The following is a 17267-nucleotide window of genomic DNA, read 5'->3' as shown; positions in this document are numbered from 1 at the left end:
GGCGAATCTTCCGCAGGTCCCGATGCAGCCCCAACCGCATGACGTCAATCGCCAAGGCCATCCTCACTCTGGAGCGGCAGCGCTGAAGAAGCTCACTGAGCGTGAGCAGCATGCCCGAGTCCCGTATAGTCACAAAGAGGGCGCATACCCTCTTGGGTCATGGGTGGCGGAACAGCGACGGGCCTACGGCGCGGGGCAGATGACCGGCCTGCGCGCCCAGCGGCTGGAGAAGCTCGGCATGGTCTGGTCCCTGGCCGATGAGCGGTTCCAGGAGAACCTGGAGGCCGCCAAGGCGTACTACGACCAGCACTGGACCCTCTGTGCTCCGAGGGCCGCAGTGGCCCTGTCCAGACCGGTAGGACAGTGGTTGAGCAATTTGCGCCGCCCCGGTGCGCTGGACGGCCACCCCGAGTGGGAGACAGCGCTCAAGGAGGTCGACGAGGACTGGAACCCGTCGTGGCCGGCCAACTGGCAGCGGCACTACGCCGCCCTGCGCGAGCTGGTGGCCGACGAAGAGGGCCAGGCGGAAGTCCTGCCCGGCGTCACGGTCCACGGCATGGACATCGGCAAGTGGCTGGCCCGGCAGCGGACGCCGAAGGTCTGGCAGGCCCTGACCGACGGACAGCGCGAGCGCCTGGAGCAGCTCGGCATCACACCGCTCGCCCCGGCGCCAGAGAAGCCAACAAGGGCTTCCACGACGTTCGAGCGGGGCGTGGCGGCCCTCGCGCAGTACAGAGCCCGCACAGGCTCCGTGAAGGTCCCCAGGGCCCATGTAGAGCTACTGGAGGACGGGGCCGAGGTCCGGCTTGGAGTGTGGATCATGAATCAGAAAGGCCGCCGCGCGAAGCTCACCACCGACAAGCTCTCTGCACTCGCCGCGCTAGGGCTGGAATGGGCCCTGGAAGGCTAAAGAACGGGATAAGTTTGTGGTTAAGCAATGCTTGCCTGGAGTGAGGGTGCAGGGTCATGGCATCTGAGGAAGAGCTGTTCGCGTCCGTCGACGCTCTGTTGAACGAGGAGCCGCGCCTCCCGCCTCCGGCGGAGCGTGCCCGGCTGCGTGAGGCTGCCGGTATCACCCAGGCCCGCCTCGCCACCGCGTTGAAGACCACGACCCAGTCAGTGAAGAACTGGGAGAACGGCCGCAGCGAGCCGAAGTCGCCGCGCCTGGACGCATACCAGCGGCTGCTGAACGGATGGGCGGCGAAGTACCCCGCCCCCGACGCAGCTCCGACAGCCTCGGTTGCCGCAATGGCGCCCGCGGCGTCTACCGAACCGGCCGCGTCCAGGAGGGAGACGGCAGATGCCCCGCAGGCTCCCGCCGTTGCGGCTGCGGCGCTGGCGCGCCCCGCCATCCGGCCCGCTGCGACATCGCGGCGTCCGGCCACGAAGAAGGCGGCGCAGCCCGCAGGCGACCCACGCTTCGCGCACGGGCCCCTCGCGGTCCTGGACGGTGACGGCTGCGCGTACGGCGTGGACGGGATCGTGCTGGACTGCCCGGCGAGCACCGTGGTGGAGCTGGTGGAGTGGACGCTGCGCGAGTCGGGCCTCGGAGCGCCGAAGCTGAACCGCTACGGCAAGGACAGCGATCCGCTGATCGTGCTCACCGCCGCGGCTGCCGTGAAGCTCGGGCTGCCCGAGCGCCTGGAAGGCCACGAGCAGCGCCGCTCCCTGCGCCTGCCGGAGGACCACCCGGTGGTCGAGCAGGTGGTGAAGGCGAAGTGGCGGCTCACCCAGCGCGGGTTCGGCCCGTGGGCAAGGATCTACCGCAAGGCCCAGGGCCGCGACCGGCAGTGCGTGCAACTCGCGGTCCTGTCCTGGGACGCCCTCGATGAGCGGTCCTGGCCCGGCGTCTCGGAGATGGAGCCGGCCGACATCGCCCGCGTCCTCAGCGTGTACGCCCAGCGGGTCATCACCCCGCGCGGCTCCACCGCCGTCTCCGGGCTGGAGCTGATGACGGCGCTGCGCCCGCCCACCCGTGCGGTGCGCGACGAAGCTAGCGGGAACTGGGTGTCTGGCCACAACCCCGGCTCGCTGGGCACGGAGCCGATGGATCCGGCGCCGCCGGAGGCCACTGCTGAGCACCCGGTCGTCGTGAACTCCGGATGGACCGGCGGCTTTGTCAATGAGGAGGCGTACCAGTGGGTGCGGCCGGTGGACCTGCTCACCGATGAGGAGTGCACCCTGCCCTTCGCAGTCGGCCTGGACCTCAACACCGCGTTCCTCGCGGCCGCGGCCCGCCTGGTCGTCGGACTGTCCGCCCCCGACCACTTCGTGGGCCCGAGGTTCAACCCGAAGATCCCCGGGAGCTGGCTGGTCGACCTGTCCCACGTCGAGGTGGATCCGCGTCTGCCGTCGCCCTTCACTCCGGACGGCACCCGGCCGACGGAACCTGCCTGGTATCAGACGCACACCGTCGCCTACGCGCAGGAGCTCGGCTTCAACGTCCAGCCGTTGGAGGCGTACCTGCGCCGGGAGACCGGCGCGTACCTGGACCCGTGGCACGACCGCCTCAAGACCGCCTACGTCGACACCCTCGCCGACCTCGGCGTCACCCGGGACCTGTCCGACACCGAGTTCCTGGCGGCGATGGAGCGGCACAAGGACACCGACCCGGCGATGGCGGCCGTCCTCGCCGCCATCAAGGCCACCGTCAAGGGCGGCATCGGCAAGCTGCGCGAGCGCCCGCAGGGCAAGAAGTACAAGGAGGGCGAGCGGTGGCCGGCCCTTCAGCGGCCGACCTGGCGCCCCGATATCCGCGCCGCCGTCATCGCCAAGGCCCGGGTCAACATGCACCGCAAACTGCGCAACATGGCCACGATGACGGGCCTGTACCCGCTCGCCGTGCTCTCCGACTGCGTCGTCTACCCCTCGCCAGGGGACAGCCCGCTGGACTTCCTCCCCTACGCCGCCTCCGGCAAGCCCCAGCCCGGCGCCTTCCGCCTCGGACCCGCGCCGGGCCTGGCGAAGCTGGAGGGCGTCCAGACGATGCTCTGGGCGGTCGACCTGATGGAGAAGGGCTACAACCCGGCCCGGCACATCAAGGGCGGCGACGCCGTCCTGGACGAAGGCGAGTAGGCGCTGTGGGAGAGATCGACGACGCCATCGAACGCGCCGACCGGGAGGGCTTCACCCGCCAGCCGCCCAAGACACTCCAGGCACGCATCAACTTCCTGATGAAGCAGCTCAGGACGACCAAAGCCGTTGCCCAGGAGATCAGGGTCAGCCAGCGGTCGGTGGAGCGCTACCGCAAGGGCGAACGCAAGCACCCGCCCAAAGCGATCGCCGAACGGATCGACGCGGCCGTACGGGCGCGCTGGCAGCCCCAGGTCCGCAGACGCCGCCGCAAGCAAGCCGCCACCACCACGGGCATCACGGTGGAGACGAGGGCCAGATTCGGCTACACCGCACCCATCGGCACCACCGACGACGGAAGATTCCGACGGCTCACCGTCCACCTGCCCCCCACCTACGCACAGCGCCTGTTCAACGCCCGTGACGCAGGAGCCAGCGACCAGCAGATGCGCCAGATCATCGCCGAAGGATTCAAAGAGATCTACTTCCAAGACGGCGGAGCCCGCGCCCTGGGACTCTCCGACGTCACCCTCAACGACCTCGACTACCTCGACCTCGACTACTGACCCCGACACCGACCGCAGGCCCGGCACCTGCTTGTTGAGCCGAAGCACGAGAGTTGTCACAAGCCACGGGATGGGTGGGGAAGCTGTTGCTGGCTGCGGGTGCCTTTCGGGTGGCTCCCCTGCAGGGTGAGATGACGCTGTCGTTCCTGGGGCGGATCGCGGACAGGTACGGCCTGACGGTGCGGAGTCTGCTGTCGTCGGTTACCGAAGTGGCTGGCCGGCAGGGCGTCGTCGGGGCTCTACGGGGCTCTACGGGGCGACAGTGAGGTGTTCTTGAACGCCTCGGCCCGGGACCGGGTCGCGGCGCTGTGTCGTGTGCCGCAGGTGGGCTTACGCCGTGCGTTGCCGGCCTGGACGCGGGAGGAGCCGCTGGGTCCCTCCGCTGGGCCCCTCGAAGGAGAGGCCGGCGGCGCGGCTCCACAGCGGGGTGGAGACGGTTGCCGCCTGGGGTCCGGCGTGCCCGGGCTGTGTGGCTGCGCGGACCGGTCGCGTTGCACCAGCCCGGGTGTACCTGGCGGCGCACCAGCGAGTCTGCCCATGCCACCGGTACTGGCTGATGGGCGTGCCCGGCAGCGGGGGCCGTGTCGTCGGGTTGGCCGGATGCCCCGAAGTGGTCCAGGCGCAGGAGGATCACCGCAGGCTGCTGCGCCACTCCCCCATCGCTGGTTCGGCATTCGAGGTTGCTGAGGCGGTCACAGCCTGGTGGTGGGCGCAGAAGTGGCCCGAGGAACGCCTGTGGCCGATGCGGCTGGATGCGGCCATGCCCGCGGGAGAGGACCCGCAGCGGTGGCGGATCCTGGCGCGGGATCTGGTCACCTACCCCGAGACCGTCACCCTGGCCACGCTTCTGGCCAGCCCGGCCTGGCGGCTCCGTGTCGCTGCTGACGGTGGTGGTCACCTGCCCTACCGGTTGGCTGATGTGCCCTGCGTGCCCAGCGAGCTGGGCCATCGCTTGCGGCGACCGTGGCTCACCGAGCGTCTGGCCGCCTGCACCCACGGACCGCTGTTTGCCTGGACGTACCAGTGCATCCGTACCAAGGGCGGCAGTGGAGACGACGAACAGCGGCTGTGGCAGGTCCCCTTGGCGCTCCGGCCCCGGCCTCTCGCCGACGTTCTCGCGGGCTACCAGCGTCGGAAAACCGGGGGCACACAGGGTCTGCCGACTCAGAAACGGCTGCGGGGCCACAGCGTGCACGCCGAGGGCGCCTTCACCGCCGGCCTGGCCCACGCGCGCACCTACGCCGCCCAGCACGGCCACCTCGCCACCCAACGCGACACCCGAGTCGGTTCCTTCGCCCTGGGGAAATGGGTGCAGATCTCGGTCGGAGCGCCGCCGGACACCGCCCCCACCGGCGGCGAGCTGACTGAGGGCGGCACGGACTTGGGCGGGGGTACGGGCGCCCCAGAAGAGCCAGGTGGCGTCGTTGTCGCTCAAGTCGAGTTCGGTGCAGGCCGCGGCGGAGATGGAGGCCGAGGGGCGGCCGGGCTTGGTGACGCGGACCTCGTCGGTCTCGTCGGGGGGGGCGTTGATGGTGTAGCCGGTCAGGTGCGTGGCGAATCCGGCGACGCACAAGGTGGTGCCGCAGTCGAGGGCGCCGTCCTTGAGGTTGTCGCACATCCGTGACCGGTTCGCCCAGCTCAAGAGCGAGCAGGCCCGGCTGCTCGGGCAAGGCGGTGCAGCCAACCGGAATCGGTGGGCGAGCCTCCTGGGGCGCTGAAGGTCGTCCCCGGTTTGCGGGCCAGCCTCGGCATGGCGCGTCAGCTCGAGCGTTCTTCGGCGAGCCGCTGGGCGAGGGTGGTGAGTGTGGTTTCGACGCTGTTGATCATGTAGCGACGGAGCGCGTCCAGTTCGGCGCGAGTGGTGCCCAGCACCGGGTCGAGGCGAAGCAGTGTCCAGGACTGCTGGACGACGGTTCCGCGTCCCTGGGGGGTGAAGGTCCATTCCCAGTGCACGATGCCGTTCTCCGCGCCGCCGACGACAAAGCCGAAAGCCGCCCCGGGATCGGCGTGCACGATCTGGGAGCGGCTGGTCCACTCCTTGCCGTCCCTGTGGTTGCGGCCACTGAACCAGGCGCCGTCCCAGGGGCCGGCACCCGGGTCGAAAGAGACGTCGCCGGCGTTGGGGCTCCAGCGGCTGATCGCGGACACATCACTGACCAGTTCGTAGACGCGGGCGGGCGCCGCGTCGACCCAGGCCCGCCTGGCGAAGGCGAAGTCTGCCGCATCCAGAGCGTCGAAGGGGTCGTTCTCGGTGACGGTGATGCTCAAGGCGGCCTCCTGGGTGCGCACGGGGTGCCGGATTCGGCTGCCTCCCACTTCATCGATGGCGCGGGCGGGGATCCAGACCCGCCGTTGCCTATCCACAGCCGGGTCAGGCTGGGTGTTGAACGGCGGTCCACACTCGGAGCCATGGACGGAAAGACGCAACTCGGGGACTTCCTGCAGACGCGGCGCTCCCAGCTTCGCCCGGAGGATGTCGGGGTGCCCACCTACGGGGAGCGCCGGCGTGTGCCGGGTCTTCGACGGGAGGAGCTGGCGCTGCTGGCGGGCGTGAGCGCCTCTTACTACACCCGCCTGGAGCAGGGGCAGTCACTGAGTGCATCGCCTGAGGTTCTGAATGCGATCGCCAGGGCCCTTCGGCTGGACGAGTCCGAGCGGCGACACCTGCACGACCTGGCCCGAGCGGACCGGCAGCGCACCCGGGGCCGGCGGCCGGCGCCGGAGCGGGTGACGGACGCCATGTGGCAGTTGCTGAACGTGCTGGGCGACGTTCCCGCGATCGTGCTCGGCCGGCGCAGCGACGTGCTGGCGTGGAACAGCCTGGGCCACGCGATGTTCGCCGGACACCTGGACCCCGGCGCCCCTGACCTGCCGGCGCAGCGCCCCAACATGGCCAGGCTGGTGTTCCTCGACTCGCATGTCCGTGACCTGTACGCGGACTGGCCGAGCAAAGCCAGGGCGGCGGTCGGGAATCTCCGGATAGTGGCGGCCCAGCATCCGGAGGACGTGGCACTGCACGCGCTCCTGGGCGAACTGTCCGCGAAGAGCGCTGAGTTCGCCTCGATGTGGGCCGACCACCGCATCAGGGCCTGTACCGTCGCCCCCTACGAGATGCGCCATCCGCTGGTCGGGTCCCTGACGGTCATTCAGCAGACCCTGAGCAGTGGGCCGGGCCCCAGCGTGGTCGTCGCCACCACGGAACCGGGCTCACCCTCGCGGGCCGCGCTCGCCCTGCTCGCCCAGGCGATCAGCGAGGCCACCACGCAGGCCGGCCCCTCCTCCGACCCGGTGCAGACGCGGCCCCGCACCGACAAGACCTGACCTCACACCACGTCACCGGGCGCTCGGCCACAGCGAGTCGGCGCCCGTCCCATCCAGGCAGGGCCGCCGGCCCGCTCTGCCGCGGGCAGCCGCCCCGCCACAAGAACCCGCCTGTTCCCACCGTGCGTCGCAGTACTGCTGCGCCATGCCCCAGAACCCCGAAAATCAGAGAAGGAACCATGTTCAAGAAGCTCTCCACCTCCGCCGTGGCAGTAGGCGCCCTGGTCGCGGCCGCTGCGGCGGCGCTCAGCCCCGCTCCGGCCTCGGCCGTCTCCGCGCCACTGAGCAGTGCGCGGATCGCCGCGCACTTCGACCTGGCCAAGGGCCAGACGCCGGAGAATGTCGCCCTGGCACCGGGGGGCCGCGCGTACGTCAGCTTCGCCAAGGGCCGCCAGATCGCCGAGGTCTCCCCCGGGGGAGCCGTCCGGATCCTGGCCACCCTGCCCGAGCCCGCCGACGCCGGTGTCCACACCCCGGCCCTGGGCTTCCCGCTGACCGTCGGCATCGTCCGAGCCCACGACGGAACCTTGTACTTCCTGTACGCCACCGGGACCGCCGACCTCACCGGCGTATGGCGCCTGCGCCCCGGCGGGCAACCGCAGCGGATCGCCGCGTTGCCCGCGAACGGCCTGCCCAACGGCCTGGCACTCGACCAGAGCACCCACACCCTCTACGCCGCCGACTCCGCGCTCGGCACCATCTGGAGCGTGCCCACGACCGGTGGCACCCCCACCGCATGGTCCACCGCCCCCGAACTGGCCCCCACCGGATACCTCGGCGCCAACGGCCTGAAGATCCACAACGGTGCGGTCTGGGCCACCAACCTCGACAAGGGCACCGTCCTGCGCATCCCCATCCTCCGGGACGGAGGCGCCGGCATGATTCAGACTCGGGCCGACGGTATGCCGGGGATCGATGACATCGCCTTCACCGGCCGCGGCGACCAGTTCCTGGCCGCCCTCGACACACCGAACGAAGTCGCGCTCGTCCAGTCCGACGGCACCCACTCCACCGTGCTGACCTCGGGAGACGGCCTGCAGAACCCTACCTCCATCGCCCTGCGCGGTCACACCGTCTACGTGCTGAACGCCGGCTGGCTCACCGCCAAGGACCCCAACCTGATCCTCGCCCACCTGGACCGGTAGGACCTAGTACTGCAACGGTCTGTGTGTTGATTGCTGGGCAGGTTCAGGGGCTGTGCCCGCGTTGCTTGTAGTGGCTGATGCGGGCTTGGTACTGGCGTCTGCGGCGCCAGGCTGACGAGTGAAGGATGTGGTCGACGGGTGTGGGCCGCCGGTCCGTGAGGCGGGTGATCAGGCATCTGATCTCGGCGAGGCTGAGGTGGATGAGCTGGGAGGATCCGTTTCTGCTTTCCCGGTATCCAGTTCGCGGGCTCGCAGGACGGTCAGGCAGGCATGGGCGGCCACGGCGAGGGTCATGTGACGGTGCCAGCCGGGATAGCGGCGGACCTGGTAGTCGTCCAGGCCGCACTCCTGCTTAGCGCTCTCGAAGCACTCCTCGATGGCCCATCGGCTGCCGGCGATGCGGATCAGCTCGTCCAGGGTGGTCTCGGCCGGGCAGTAGGCGATGCAGTAGGAGACATCTCCGGGCCGGCTGACGCTGCGGCGGGCGATCACCCAGTGGCGGCGGTCCGGCCGGTGCCAGGGCCTCACCTCCACCCTTGCCCAGTCGTAGATCCGCAGGCCATGAGCACCGTTCCCGCAGGAGCGTCGCTTCCACTTCTGCCACGGCAGACCGTCGAACAGGTCGTGCACGGGATGATCAAGAGCCCAGTGGGTGACGACGGTGTCGTGCCGGGTGGTGGCCATGACGTGGAAGACATCGGCCCGCTCCAGCTCGAACCGCCGGCCCTTGCTGAAGCCGTAGGCGGCATCCCCGGTCACCCACCGGAAGGGAATCCGGTCGCTGATCGCACGGCGGACCATCGCCTTGGCCATGGCCACCTTGGTCTCGAAGACGACCTCGTCGCTGATGCCGGCACGGCTGCAGCGCTCACGGTCGTCCGTCCACGAGGTGGGCAGATACAACCGGCGGTCGATCAGTGTCCGCCCGTGATCGGTGGCATAGGCGAGGAACACGCCGATCTGGCAGTTCTCCGTCCGCCCGGCAGTACTTGAGTACTGCCGTTGCACTCCGGCCGACCGAAGTCCCTTCTTCAGGAAGCCCGTGTCGTCCACGACGAGCACCGCGTCCCGGTCACCGAGGTTGTCAACCACATACTGACGCACATCGTCGAGGACCTCGCCGGCGTCCCACTCGATCCGGTTCAGCAACCGGTGGATGTCGGTCCGGACCGTCATGACCGGCCTGTTCGGCCAGCGTTGTCCAGCATCAGGGTGAGCTCGGCGATCCGCCACCCACCGTCGGACCGGCGCAGGCCGAACGTGTAGACCCCGGTCGAGATCATCTGGATGCTCTCGCCGGTGTTCTTCGTCTGCACCAGATAGGCCCGCACCTCAGCGGTGGCGGCGTCCGTCGTCGTGACCACGACATTGCCCAGGTGGTGCCGCACCCTTCCGGTCTGGGCCGTGTGCCCGTCACGGATGAAGTCGAGCACCGCCGCGCGTCCGGCGACCGGGCCGAGCACTCCCTGTCCGGGCATTGTGAAGGTCCAGGTGGTGTCTTCGGTCATGACCGCTTCCAGCTCGGGCACATTCAGCTCGTCTAGGGCGTGGGCGTAGTTCGCCACCGCCTGCTGGAGTTCGGCGATCACGAGACCACCGTCAGCACGATCTTGCCTTGGAGGTGGCCCTGCGCGGCTCGCGTGTGTGCGCTGTCCGCCTCGGGCAGCGGGTAGGTGCTGTCCACCCCGACCTGGAGCTTGCCCTCGTCGAGCAGGCGCCCGATCTCGGCGAGCTGGGGGCCGTTGGAACGCACCTGAATGTCCGAGACTGTGATGCCCAGACTCGCCGTCTCTTCCGGGTCGTACTGGGCGAAGAACACCGGAAGCATGGTGCCGCCGCGCTTGAGCACGGTCAGGAAGCGTGAGCTGTCCGGGCCACCGACGGTGTCGATCACCAGGTCGACACCGCTGACCACGTCCGCGGCCTGCGTTCTGGTGTAGTCGATGAACTCATCGGCGCCGAGCTTGCGCAGGAACTGCTCGTGCCGGCCCGAGGCCACCGCGATTACGTGTGCCCCCTTCCATTTCGCCAGCTGCACCGCGAAGTGGCCCACTCCACCGGCGGCCCCGTTGACCAGCACGGTCATGCCTGGCGTGATCGGCACTGGCTGGTGCACCTGGCCGGTGAAAGGAGACGGCACGTCGTGGCCGAGATCAACCAGGTACTGCCAGGCCGTAAGCACGGCCATCGGCGCCCCAGCCGCCTGCACGTGGTCGATACCGGCCGGCTTGTGAGCCAGGTCCGAAGCCGGCGCGGCCACGTACTCGGCGTACGTCCGGCCGTCGAATCCGGGGAACCGCAGCATGCCGAAGACCTCGTCACCGACGGCGAACCCCAGCACGTCCGGAGCGACCTCCTGGATCACGCCCGACATGTCCGTTCCGGGGATCAGGGGGAACTCCAGCGCCGGCCTCATCTCGGCCGGCATGACCTTCATCCCCTCACGCAGGTACCAGTCCGGCGGGTTGATGCCCGCCGCGTGCACCCGGACGAGCACCTCGCCCGGGCCGATCTCGGGAACCGGCACCTCGTCATACTGCAAAACTTCCGGCCCGCCCGCTTCGTGGAACTGGATCGCCTTCATCGCGCCTGTCGCTTTCCTGGGGAAACGTTGCTCCTTCAGTCAAGGCCCAGGACGGCATTGCCGTCCAAGACCGGTTCGGCAACCTAGTCATTCCGAAACGGCATGACGCGTACGCTGGAAGGGTGAACGACCTCGGACAGGACCTGGAACTGCGGCTGGTGCGCTACTTCACCGTGGTGGCGGCGCACCAGCACTTCGGCCGGGCCGCCGCCGACTTGCACGTGGCCCAGCCGGCACTGAGCCGCCAGATTCAACGGCTCGAGAAGTATCTCGGCGCACGACTGCTGGACCGCGTACCCCAGGGCACCCGGCTCACTCCGGCCGGCCAGAGGTTCCTCCCCCGGGCCCAAGCCCTGCTGCAGGCCGCCCGCCAGGCCGAGCTGGCCGTGCGTGAACAAGCCGAGACCGAACGAATCGCCATCGGCTACGTCGAAGACCTGGTGATCACTGCCGCCGTACGGGAACTGCGCCGCCGTTGCCCGGACGCCGAGATCGCCACCCGGTACCTGAGCTGCCGCGACGTCGGGGCGCTGTCCGACAAGCGCGTCGACGCCCTGATCGCGCGGACCCCGCTGCCACTTGCCGCCGACGACGTGTTCACCACCCCGCTGTACGAGGAGCCCCGGATGCTCGTGGTCCCGCGCGGCCATCCCTTGGCCGACCGCGCGTCGGTGAGCGCGGAAGAACTGGCCGGCGAGGAGGCGGCGCCGTGCGCGTTCGAAACCGCGGACTGGACTTCCTACCGGATCCTCGGGGCCGGCGTGCCGCCGATCGAGAGCTACGAGGACAAGCTCGAACTCGTCGCGAGTGGCAGGGTGATCGCTGTGCTACCGGTCGGCGATCGGCGTAGCTCACTGCGTCCCGACCTCGTCACCGTCCCGATCGAGGGCGCTCCCCCCAGCCAGGTCGTCCTGGTCAGCCGCAAGGACGACCCGAATCCGATGATCAGGAATCTCCGGCTGGCGGCCAAGGCCGTCCTGACCGCCCCGGCAGCCTGACCGGGACCAGCCGACCCGCTTGGCGCTGAACTGCACCAAGCGGTGCCCACGCGCGCCGTGTTCGTCGCGCATCTGCCGGTACCGCTCGGGGTTAGGTTGTGCCGGCTCAGCGTCCCACCCTATGGAACGGCGTTCAAGCACGCCGTCTCGGGCGGGTGTTGGACAGGACGGCCGGGGTGTGGGGGTCGGTGTGGGAGGCGAACTCCAGCAGGAGGCGGCGGTCCTGGGGGGTGTGGTTGCCGCTGATCCAGTCCGCCCACAATCCTTCGGGCCGCAGCTCGGTGGGGAGGAGCTTGGCGGTCTCGTGCAGGGTGGTGGCGAAGGCGCGGGCGTCGGCGACGCGGTGGTGGAAGGTGAGGATGCGGCGCACATGGTGGTCGTGGATGGCGCGCAGTGCGGCGACCTGGCGGCCGGCCAGGCGCAGACCGTCGACGCCGGCGCCGGGGCCGGGGCCGGTGACGAGCCAGTCGCCCAGGTCTTCGTCGGTGACGACGGGGACGAGGATCTGGTAGTCGGCGAGCAGGCCGAGGTCGATGGCGTCGGAGAGGGGCAGTCGGTAGGCGACGGGGCCGAACAGGGTTTCGTCGTCCATGGAGGCCACGGCTTCCGCATCACTGTCCTGGGCGTCGTCGGGATCCCAGAGGCGGGGGGAGGCAGGTGGTGGTCGCGGTGGGCGGCGACCACGGCGGGCAGGGAGGCGTAGGCGGTGACCGGGCCGGGGCGCGGTGGGGTGGCCAGGGCGGTGAGCTCGCCGGGGTCGGTGGTGAGGGGGGTGTCGGCGCCGAGCGGTTCGTGGTCGAGGGCCTGGCGGGCCGAGCACACCGCCACCGTGGTGCCCTTGCGGCCGGCCAGGTGCCAGGAGCGGATCGTCTGGGACAGCAGGTCCAGCGTCGGCAGCAGCACCACAACCCGTCCGCGCGGGGCGATGCGGGCGGTGGTGCGGGCGGCGATGAGCGTGTTGCCGGTGCCGCAAGCGGCGATCACGCTCGCGCGGGGGTGGTTGCCGAGGACGCGGGTGGCCGCCGAGACGGCTTCCTTTGGGTGGGGGCGCAGTTCGAGGGTTGTGGTGGCCATGGAGGGTGCCGCTCCGGGGCATGAGCTGGTGAGGCGGTCATTGGGGCGTTGCAGGGAGATCTACTCGGCAGTGTGGGCGGGTTGCTGACGTTGCGGGCGTGGAGCTGGCGGGTTTGCGCGGTTCAGTTTGCCGATGCCACGCGTAGGGCGCGGCTGAGCAGGACGGGGTTGCCCAGGTGGCGGCGTAGTTCTCTCTCCAGTCCGGCGACCGGTACCAGGTTCTGCGGGGCCCGGGTGTCTTTGTACTCGATGCTGGCGTACCGCGGCAGGAGGGCCTGGGAGAGGTTAGCCAGCTCGATCGCCGCGGCGGCAGGGATGTCGGCGGCGCATTCCAGCCGTACTACCCCGGCCCACGGGGCGCCGGGAGTGCAAGGCAGGCGCAGGTACCAGGCGTGGCGGTCCCAGGAGGTGCCCATCAAGAACACCGGGCTGCGTTCGCCGGGGGCCAGGATGGCGATCATGGCGTGCAGGTCCGGCGGCAGGTAGGCGGTGCGGTGGGACTTGATGAATCCCAGGGCGCGCGGCAGGTGGGTGCGGCCGCGTAGCGGGCCGTCCACGACCAGGAGGTCCGAGTCTTCGGGGACGCCGTGGCCGGTCAGGGCGGTGCGGGCGCGGGTGGCGACGAGGACTTCGAGATCAGTGAGTTGGCGTTGCAGTGCCGTGGAGAGCAGCACGGCAAGGTTCTGGTCCTCGTCGTCGGGGGTGATGGTGGCCTTGTAGGTGCCGGCGGTGGTGGGCACGTCGGCGGCGTTGGTGGCGGTGGTGAACAGGCCGCGCCGGTAGTCGATGGTCAGCAGGTGTGCGCCGCGGTCGGGGCAGCAGCAGACGATGCCTGCCGCGTAGGAGGCGCACAGGGCCATCCGGGCGTCCCGGACGGTGTTGCCTGGGCTGGTGGCCGGTTCGGCGGAGGGGGGCTGTTCGATCCAGATGCGGGCCTCGACGCGGCGGACGCCGTCGACGAACAGGACCGCGCCTGGGGCGGATACCTGGGAGGGCGAGATGGGTTTCCAGTCGGCCGGGGCGAGCTCGGTGTGGGGGGTGACCTTGGCGGTGGAGTCGGCGATACCGTTTTCGGCGTTCTCGACGCTGGAGCCGTAGGTGGGGTCCCAGCCGTCGACGTGGAACCGCATGCGGGAGGCCTGTGCTGCGCTGGTCATGTGCCCTGCCGGGTGACGGTGGAAGTGCGGGTGTCGCGCTGGACGTGGAACTGGACCGGGATCTGTTCGGCGAGTGCGGTGACGTGAGTGATCACTCCGACCATTCGCTCTCCCTGGGCAAGGTTTTCCAGGGTGTCGGCGACGGTCTGGAGCGAATCGGCGTCGAGGGTGCCGAACCCTTCGTCGAGGAAGATGGATTCCAGTTTCGTGGCGCCGCCCAGGCCGGCCAGTTGGTCGGAGAGGGCCAGTGCGAGAGCCAGGCTGGCCTGGAAGGTTTCGCCGCCGGACAGGGTGCGCACCGAGCGCGTGGAGTCGGCGTCGAAGTGGTCGATGACGTAGAACTCACCCTTTTGGTGGCTAAGGTCGAAGCGATCGCCTGACAGTTGGCGCAGTGACTGGGTGGCGCCGGCCACCAGGGTGTCGAGGGCTGAGTTGGCGAGCCACTGGGGGAACTTGTTGGACCGCATCAGCCGGGCGAGCTCGGCGGCCACCTGTTGCCTGGTGCGGGCGGTCTCGATCTTTTCTTGTATTGAGGCGGCGTCGGCACGGCTGCGTCGGATCGTTTCGACCTGGCCGCGGGCGCGTTCGGCGGTGACCGCGACTATCCGCGGGGCCTGTGCGGCACGCCCTGGGTCGTCGCCGAGGTCGTGGGGATCCAGGTCGTTGTCGCGCAGGAGTGTCTCCAGGCGGTCCAGGAGCTGGCCGGCTTCGGCGTGGGCGGTCTGTGCGTCGGATTCGGCGCGCGCGGTGGCGGCCTGCCGGTCGCTGACCGCGCGGCTGGCCCAGCCGGTCAGGGCGGACCAGGCGGCGGCGAGGTCGTCAGTGTCGAGGCTCGGTGGATTCAGCGCTGCCACCGTATCCCGGCTGATGGTCAGCACGGATCGGGCTTTAGCGGTGCGGTCTTGCCACTGTTCCTGCTCGGCCGCCGCTGCCTTGGCTGTCTCTCGTGTGTGGCCGGCGTCAGCGGTGGCTGTCTTCACGGCCGCCTCGAGGCGGGCGCATTCCTCGAACATGGCCGGCAGTTCGTCTTCCGGCGGCGCCTGGTCCAGGAGCGTATCGAGTTCGCTCAGGCGGCCGGTCAGGTTCGTTTTTGCAAGGTTGGCGGTTGCGGCGTCCCGGACGGCTGCGGTGAGGGCGGTCTGGGCGTCGGCCTGCGCACGGTCGGCTGCCTCCCGCGCAATGGTGGCGTCCGAGTGGGCCCTTTCGGCGTCGGCGGTTTCGGCTGCGGCGGCTTCGAGATCGCATTCTGCGGTGGCGGTCTGGGTGCGGGCCCAAACCTCCAGGCCAGCCCAGTCCGCGGTCAGGTCGTCGGTGTCGGCTGCCGGCGGATCGAGGGCGGCCACCGTGCCCAGCGTCGAGTGCAGGGCGTTGCGGGCCCGGTCGAGTTCTCGCTGCAGCGCGGCCACAGCCGCCGTGGCGGAATCGTGCGCGGTTTGGGCCGTCTGCAGCGTGTCACGGATCTGCTGCTCATCGGCGGTCAACTGATCGCGGAATGCGGTGAGTTCGTCGAGTTGGGCGCGGTCGGCGGTGCAGTCGCGGTCGGTACCGGCAGGGCGGCCGGGCAGCAGCGTGGCCAGCCTCGTGTCGAGCAGGGAGCGCTGGGTGGTGAGTTGGTCGACGGTTCGCTGTTTGTCGGCGGCCTTCGTATTGGCGTCCTCGTGTTGGACCAGCAGGTCACGGTGCTCTTTCGCGGCCGCGGCCCGCGCCTCCTCGGCTTCGTCAAGCGCGGGGTCGGACAGCGGCGGCGGGAGGGTGGTGACGTTCTGCTCGCAGACCGGGCAGTCATGGTCCACCTGAAGCTGGGGGCGCAACTGGGCGGCACCGGCGAGGGCTTGGGCCTGCTCGAGCGCGGACGTGGCCGCGTTCAGGCGTGCCTGTGCGCCGGCCACCGCCTCCGCGGTCCGGCTGGTCGTCTCGGCACAGGCGTCCAGTTCGCCGGTGGCGTCGGTGAGCATGCCGATGACGTCGATGAGTTGGTCGAGGGTCTGGTGCGCGTCCGTGAGGCGGCTGCCATCGCCGGCGGCGGCCAGCGCACGGGCAGCCTGCTCGTGCCGGTCCCGGGCCGCGGCCAGCTGCCCGGCGGCGGCTTCGACTTCGCCGGCACGAGCGGCCGCGCGGCTGGTCAGGTCGGTGACGCCGTCCGGGGTGCGGACGGCAGCGAGTAGTTGTCGGCGATGCTGCAGTTTTTCGTGCGTCTGCCGGGCGTGGTCGCGGCGCTCACGGGTCTCCTCGGCGACGCGGCGTGCCTCGTCGACGGCGTCCTTCGACGCCTGCAGCTGTTCTTCGCGCTGCGTCACCTCCCCCTGGGCGCGCTCCGCATCGGCGATGACGCCGTTGCGGCGCCCCACCAGGGCTGCCTTCTCGGCGTACCGGTCGTGGGAGAGGGTCAGGTCACTGCGCTGGGGCCGGGACTGGGCCTCTTTGGTGGCGTCGGAGAGGGCCTGGGCGGCCGCGTCGGCGTCATCACGGGCCTGCCGGGCCGCTGCCTGTGCCTGGGTGGCCTGACGTTGCAGCTCTTCGATGCCGTCGGGGGTGCGGATGGAGGTCAGCAGAGCGGTTTCGTCGCGCAGCGTGTCGGCTCGGGCGTCGGCCTCGTGCGCGCGGGTGTGTGCCTCGGTGATCTGGGGCACGAGTTGGTCGACAGTGACGGCCAGGTGTTCAAGTGCCTCGACACGCGCCTGTGCGGCGGCCTCGGCTTCAGGGGTGGCGTCGGCGTGCCGGCTCAGCTGGTCGTTGAGGATCTGGACTTCGTTGGCTGCTTGGTCGGCCTGGGCGCCTGCGCGTTTGCCGATGCCTTCGTACTGGGCGGCGCCGAGGAGTTTGAGGAGGATCTGCTGCCGTGCGCTGGCGTTGGCGGACAGGAAGCGGGCGAAGTCGCCCTGGGGCAGGACGACGCACTGGCAGAAGTCGTCGAAGGACAGGCCGAGCAACTTCTCGATGATGGGGTTGAGTTCCTTGATTTCCCCGGCCAGTACTTCGGGCTGCGGCCCGTCTGCCTCGACCACGGTGGCGGTGGGGTCGGTGAACTGCACCAGGCTGACGGACTTCTGCTGGATGGTCTGGCCGACGCGACGGACCTCGCGGGCGACCTGGTAGCGCTGCGAGCCGACGTCGAAGGTGAGCGAGACCGTGCACCGGTTGCTCGTGGGGGCGAGCGCGTAGGCGATGGCGTTGCTGCGTCCCCACCGGTAGGCCGAGCCGTACAGGGCGAACGTCAGCGCGTCGAGGATGGTGGACTTGCCTGAACCGGTGGGGCCGACGAGGGCGAAGTAGTCGGTGTCGGTGAAGTCGACCACGGCGGGTGCGCGGAAGCCGGCGAAGCCGTTGAGCTCCAGGCGAACGGGACGCAT

13 protein-coding genes and 3 pseudogenes are annotated in these 17267 nt (G+C 70.0%); 8 read left to right on the top strand and 8 right to left on the bottom strand.

The genetic code is table 11. The annotated features are described in order from the left end of the window. The 5 genes and pseudogenes from ACFZCP_RS41855 to ACFZCP_RS41835 all read left to right on the top strand — a co-directional run. Positions 1 to 86 (top strand): annotated as a pseudogene (locus ACFZCP_RS41855) (IS5/IS1182 family transposase); the annotation flags it as partial. Continuing rightward, positions 83 to 910 (top strand): Helicase associated domain protein, encoded by an 828-nt coding sequence (locus ACFZCP_RS41850; protein ID WP_391441641.1) that lies wholly within the window; start codon positions 83 to 85, stop codon positions 908 to 910. The pseudogene ACFZCP_RS41855 and the gene ACFZCP_RS41850, both read left to right, overlap by 4 nt. A 56-nt stretch (positions 911 to 966) precedes the next feature. Next, a complete protein-coding gene (gene tap, locus ACFZCP_RS41845; RefSeq protein ID WP_391441625.1) occupies positions 967 to 3075 on the top strand; it encodes a telomere-associated protein Tap in 2109 nt (702 codons plus the stop codon). A gap of 5 nt (positions 3076 to 3080) precedes the next feature. Continuing rightward, positions 3081 to 3638 carry a telomere-protecting terminal protein Tpg gene (tpg, locus tag ACFZCP_RS41840; protein ID WP_391441622.1) on the top strand — a complete coding sequence of 186 codons (558 nt, stop codon included), beginning with the start codon at positions 3081 to 3083 and terminating at the stop codon, positions 3636 to 3638. Positions 3639 to 4248: 610 nt separating this feature from the next. Continuing rightward, positions 4249 to 5262: a helicase associated domain-containing protein gene (locus ACFZCP_RS41835; RefSeq protein WP_391441619.1), complete on the top strand. Its 1014-nt coding sequence runs from the start codon at positions 4249 to 4251 to the stop codon at positions 5260 to 5262. 134 nt (positions 5263 to 5396) lie between these two features. On the opposite strand, the gene ACFZCP_RS41830 is transcribed toward ACFZCP_RS41835, so the two are convergent. Then, positions 5397 to 5906, bottom strand: coding sequence for an SRPBCC family protein (locus ACFZCP_RS41830; RefSeq protein ID WP_391441617.1), 510 nt, complete (start codon positions 5904 to 5906; stop codon positions 5397 to 5399). Positions 5907 to 6047: 141 nt separating this feature from the next. Here ACFZCP_RS41830 and ACFZCP_RS41825 point away from each other — a divergent pair, with 141 nt between their 5' ends. Then, positions 6048 to 6959, top strand: a complete 912-nt coding sequence (locus ACFZCP_RS41825) for a helix-turn-helix domain-containing protein (protein WP_391441614.1) — start codon at positions 6048 to 6050, stop codon at positions 6957 to 6959. A 179-nt stretch (positions 6960 to 7138) separates the two neighbouring features. Continuing rightward, entirely contained in the window at positions 7139 to 8104 is a 966-nt protein-coding gene (locus ACFZCP_RS41820; RefSeq protein WP_391441611.1) for a hypothetical protein, read from the top strand. A 168-nt stretch (positions 8105 to 8272) separates the two neighbouring features. On the opposite strand, the pseudogene ACFZCP_RS41815 reads toward ACFZCP_RS41820, so the two are convergent. From ACFZCP_RS41815 to ACFZCP_RS41805, 3 genes and pseudogenes are all read right to left on the bottom strand, one after another. Then, positions 8273 to 9302 (bottom strand): annotated as a pseudogene (locus ACFZCP_RS41815) (IS701 family transposase); the annotation flags it as partial. Further along, complete coding sequence (locus tag ACFZCP_RS41810) at positions 9277 to 9693, bottom strand: nuclear transport factor 2 family protein (protein WP_391441609.1); 417 nt, start codon at positions 9691 to 9693, stop codon at positions 9277 to 9279. The gene ACFZCP_RS41810 and the pseudogene ACFZCP_RS41815, both read right to left, overlap by 26 nt. After that, the gene (locus ACFZCP_RS41805; RefSeq protein WP_391441606.1) at positions 9690 to 10688 is read right to left on the bottom strand and encodes a zinc-binding dehydrogenase; all 999 of its coding nucleotides are present in this window, start codon (positions 10686 to 10688) and stop codon (positions 9690 to 9692) included. Before ACFZCP_RS41805 ends, ACFZCP_RS41810 begins: the two co-directional genes overlap by 4 nt. Positions 10689 to 10810: 122 nt before the next feature. Here ACFZCP_RS41805 and ACFZCP_RS41800 point away from each other — a divergent pair, with 122 nt between their 5' ends. Beyond that, a complete protein-coding gene (locus tag ACFZCP_RS41800) occupies positions 10811 to 11686 on the top strand; it encodes a LysR substrate-binding domain-containing protein (RefSeq protein ID WP_391441604.1) in 876 nt (291 codons plus the stop codon). Between the two features lie 133 nt (positions 11687 to 11819). Here the strand turns inward: ACFZCP_RS41800 and ACFZCP_RS41795 are convergent, their stop codons facing one another. The 4 genes and pseudogenes from ACFZCP_RS41795 to ACFZCP_RS41780 form a co-directional block, all read right to left on the bottom strand. Next, positions 11820 to 12278, bottom strand: a complete 459-nt coding sequence (locus ACFZCP_RS41795; protein ID WP_391441600.1) for a hypothetical protein — start codon at positions 12276 to 12278, stop codon at positions 11820 to 11822. 320 nt (positions 12279 to 12598) lie between these two features. Further along, positions 12599 to 12760, bottom strand: a pseudogene (locus ACFZCP_RS41790) (hypothetical protein); the annotation flags it as partial. A gap of 122 nt (positions 12761 to 12882) precedes the next feature. Beyond that, entirely contained in the window at positions 12883 to 13917 is a 1035-nt protein-coding gene (locus tag ACFZCP_RS41785) for a hypothetical protein (protein WP_391441598.1), read from the bottom strand. Further along, positions 13914 to 17267, bottom strand: coding sequence for an AAA family ATPase (locus ACFZCP_RS41780; protein WP_391441596.1), 3354 nt, complete (start codon positions 17265 to 17267; stop codon positions 13914 to 13916). Before ACFZCP_RS41780 ends, ACFZCP_RS41785 begins: the two co-directional genes overlap by 4 nt.

This window comes from Streptomyces sp. NPDC007971, from assembly GCF_042958635.1.
Classification (GTDB): domain Bacteria; phylum Actinomycetota; class Actinomycetes; order Streptomycetales; family Streptomycetaceae; genus Streptomyces.
Note: the sequence above shows the minus strand (reverse complement) of the source record. Positions and strands in the feature narration are given on the sequence as shown.

Bases quoted from the DNA above. Each gene is read 5' to 3' on its own strand.
- ACFZCP_RS41805 (WP_391441606.1), bottom strand. From the start codon at position 10,688: ATGAAGGCGATCCAGTTCCACGAAGCGGGCGGGCCGGAAGTTTTGCAG.
- ACFZCP_RS41780 (WP_391441596.1), bottom strand. From the start codon at position 17,267: ATGCGTCCCGTTCGCCTGGAGCTCAACGGCTTCGCCGGCTTCCGCGCA.
- ACFZCP_RS41785 (WP_391441598.1), bottom strand. From the start codon at position 13,917: ATGACCAGCGCAGCACAGGCCTCCCGCATGCGGTTCCACGTCGACGGC.
- tap (WP_391441625.1), top strand. From the start codon at position 967: ATGGCATCTGAGGAAGAGCTGTTCGCGTCCGTCGACGCTCTGTTGAAC.
- ACFZCP_RS41825 (WP_391441614.1), top strand. From the start codon at position 6,048: ATGGACGGAAAGACGCAACTCGGGGACTTCCTGCAGACGCGGCGCTCC.
- ACFZCP_RS41820 (WP_391441611.1), top strand. From the start codon at position 7,139: ATGTTCAAGAAGCTCTCCACCTCCGCCGTGGCAGTAGGCGCCCTGGTC.
- ACFZCP_RS41795 (WP_391441600.1), bottom strand. From the start codon at position 12,278: ATGGACGACGAAACCCTGTTCGGCCCCGTCGCCTACCGACTGCCCCTC.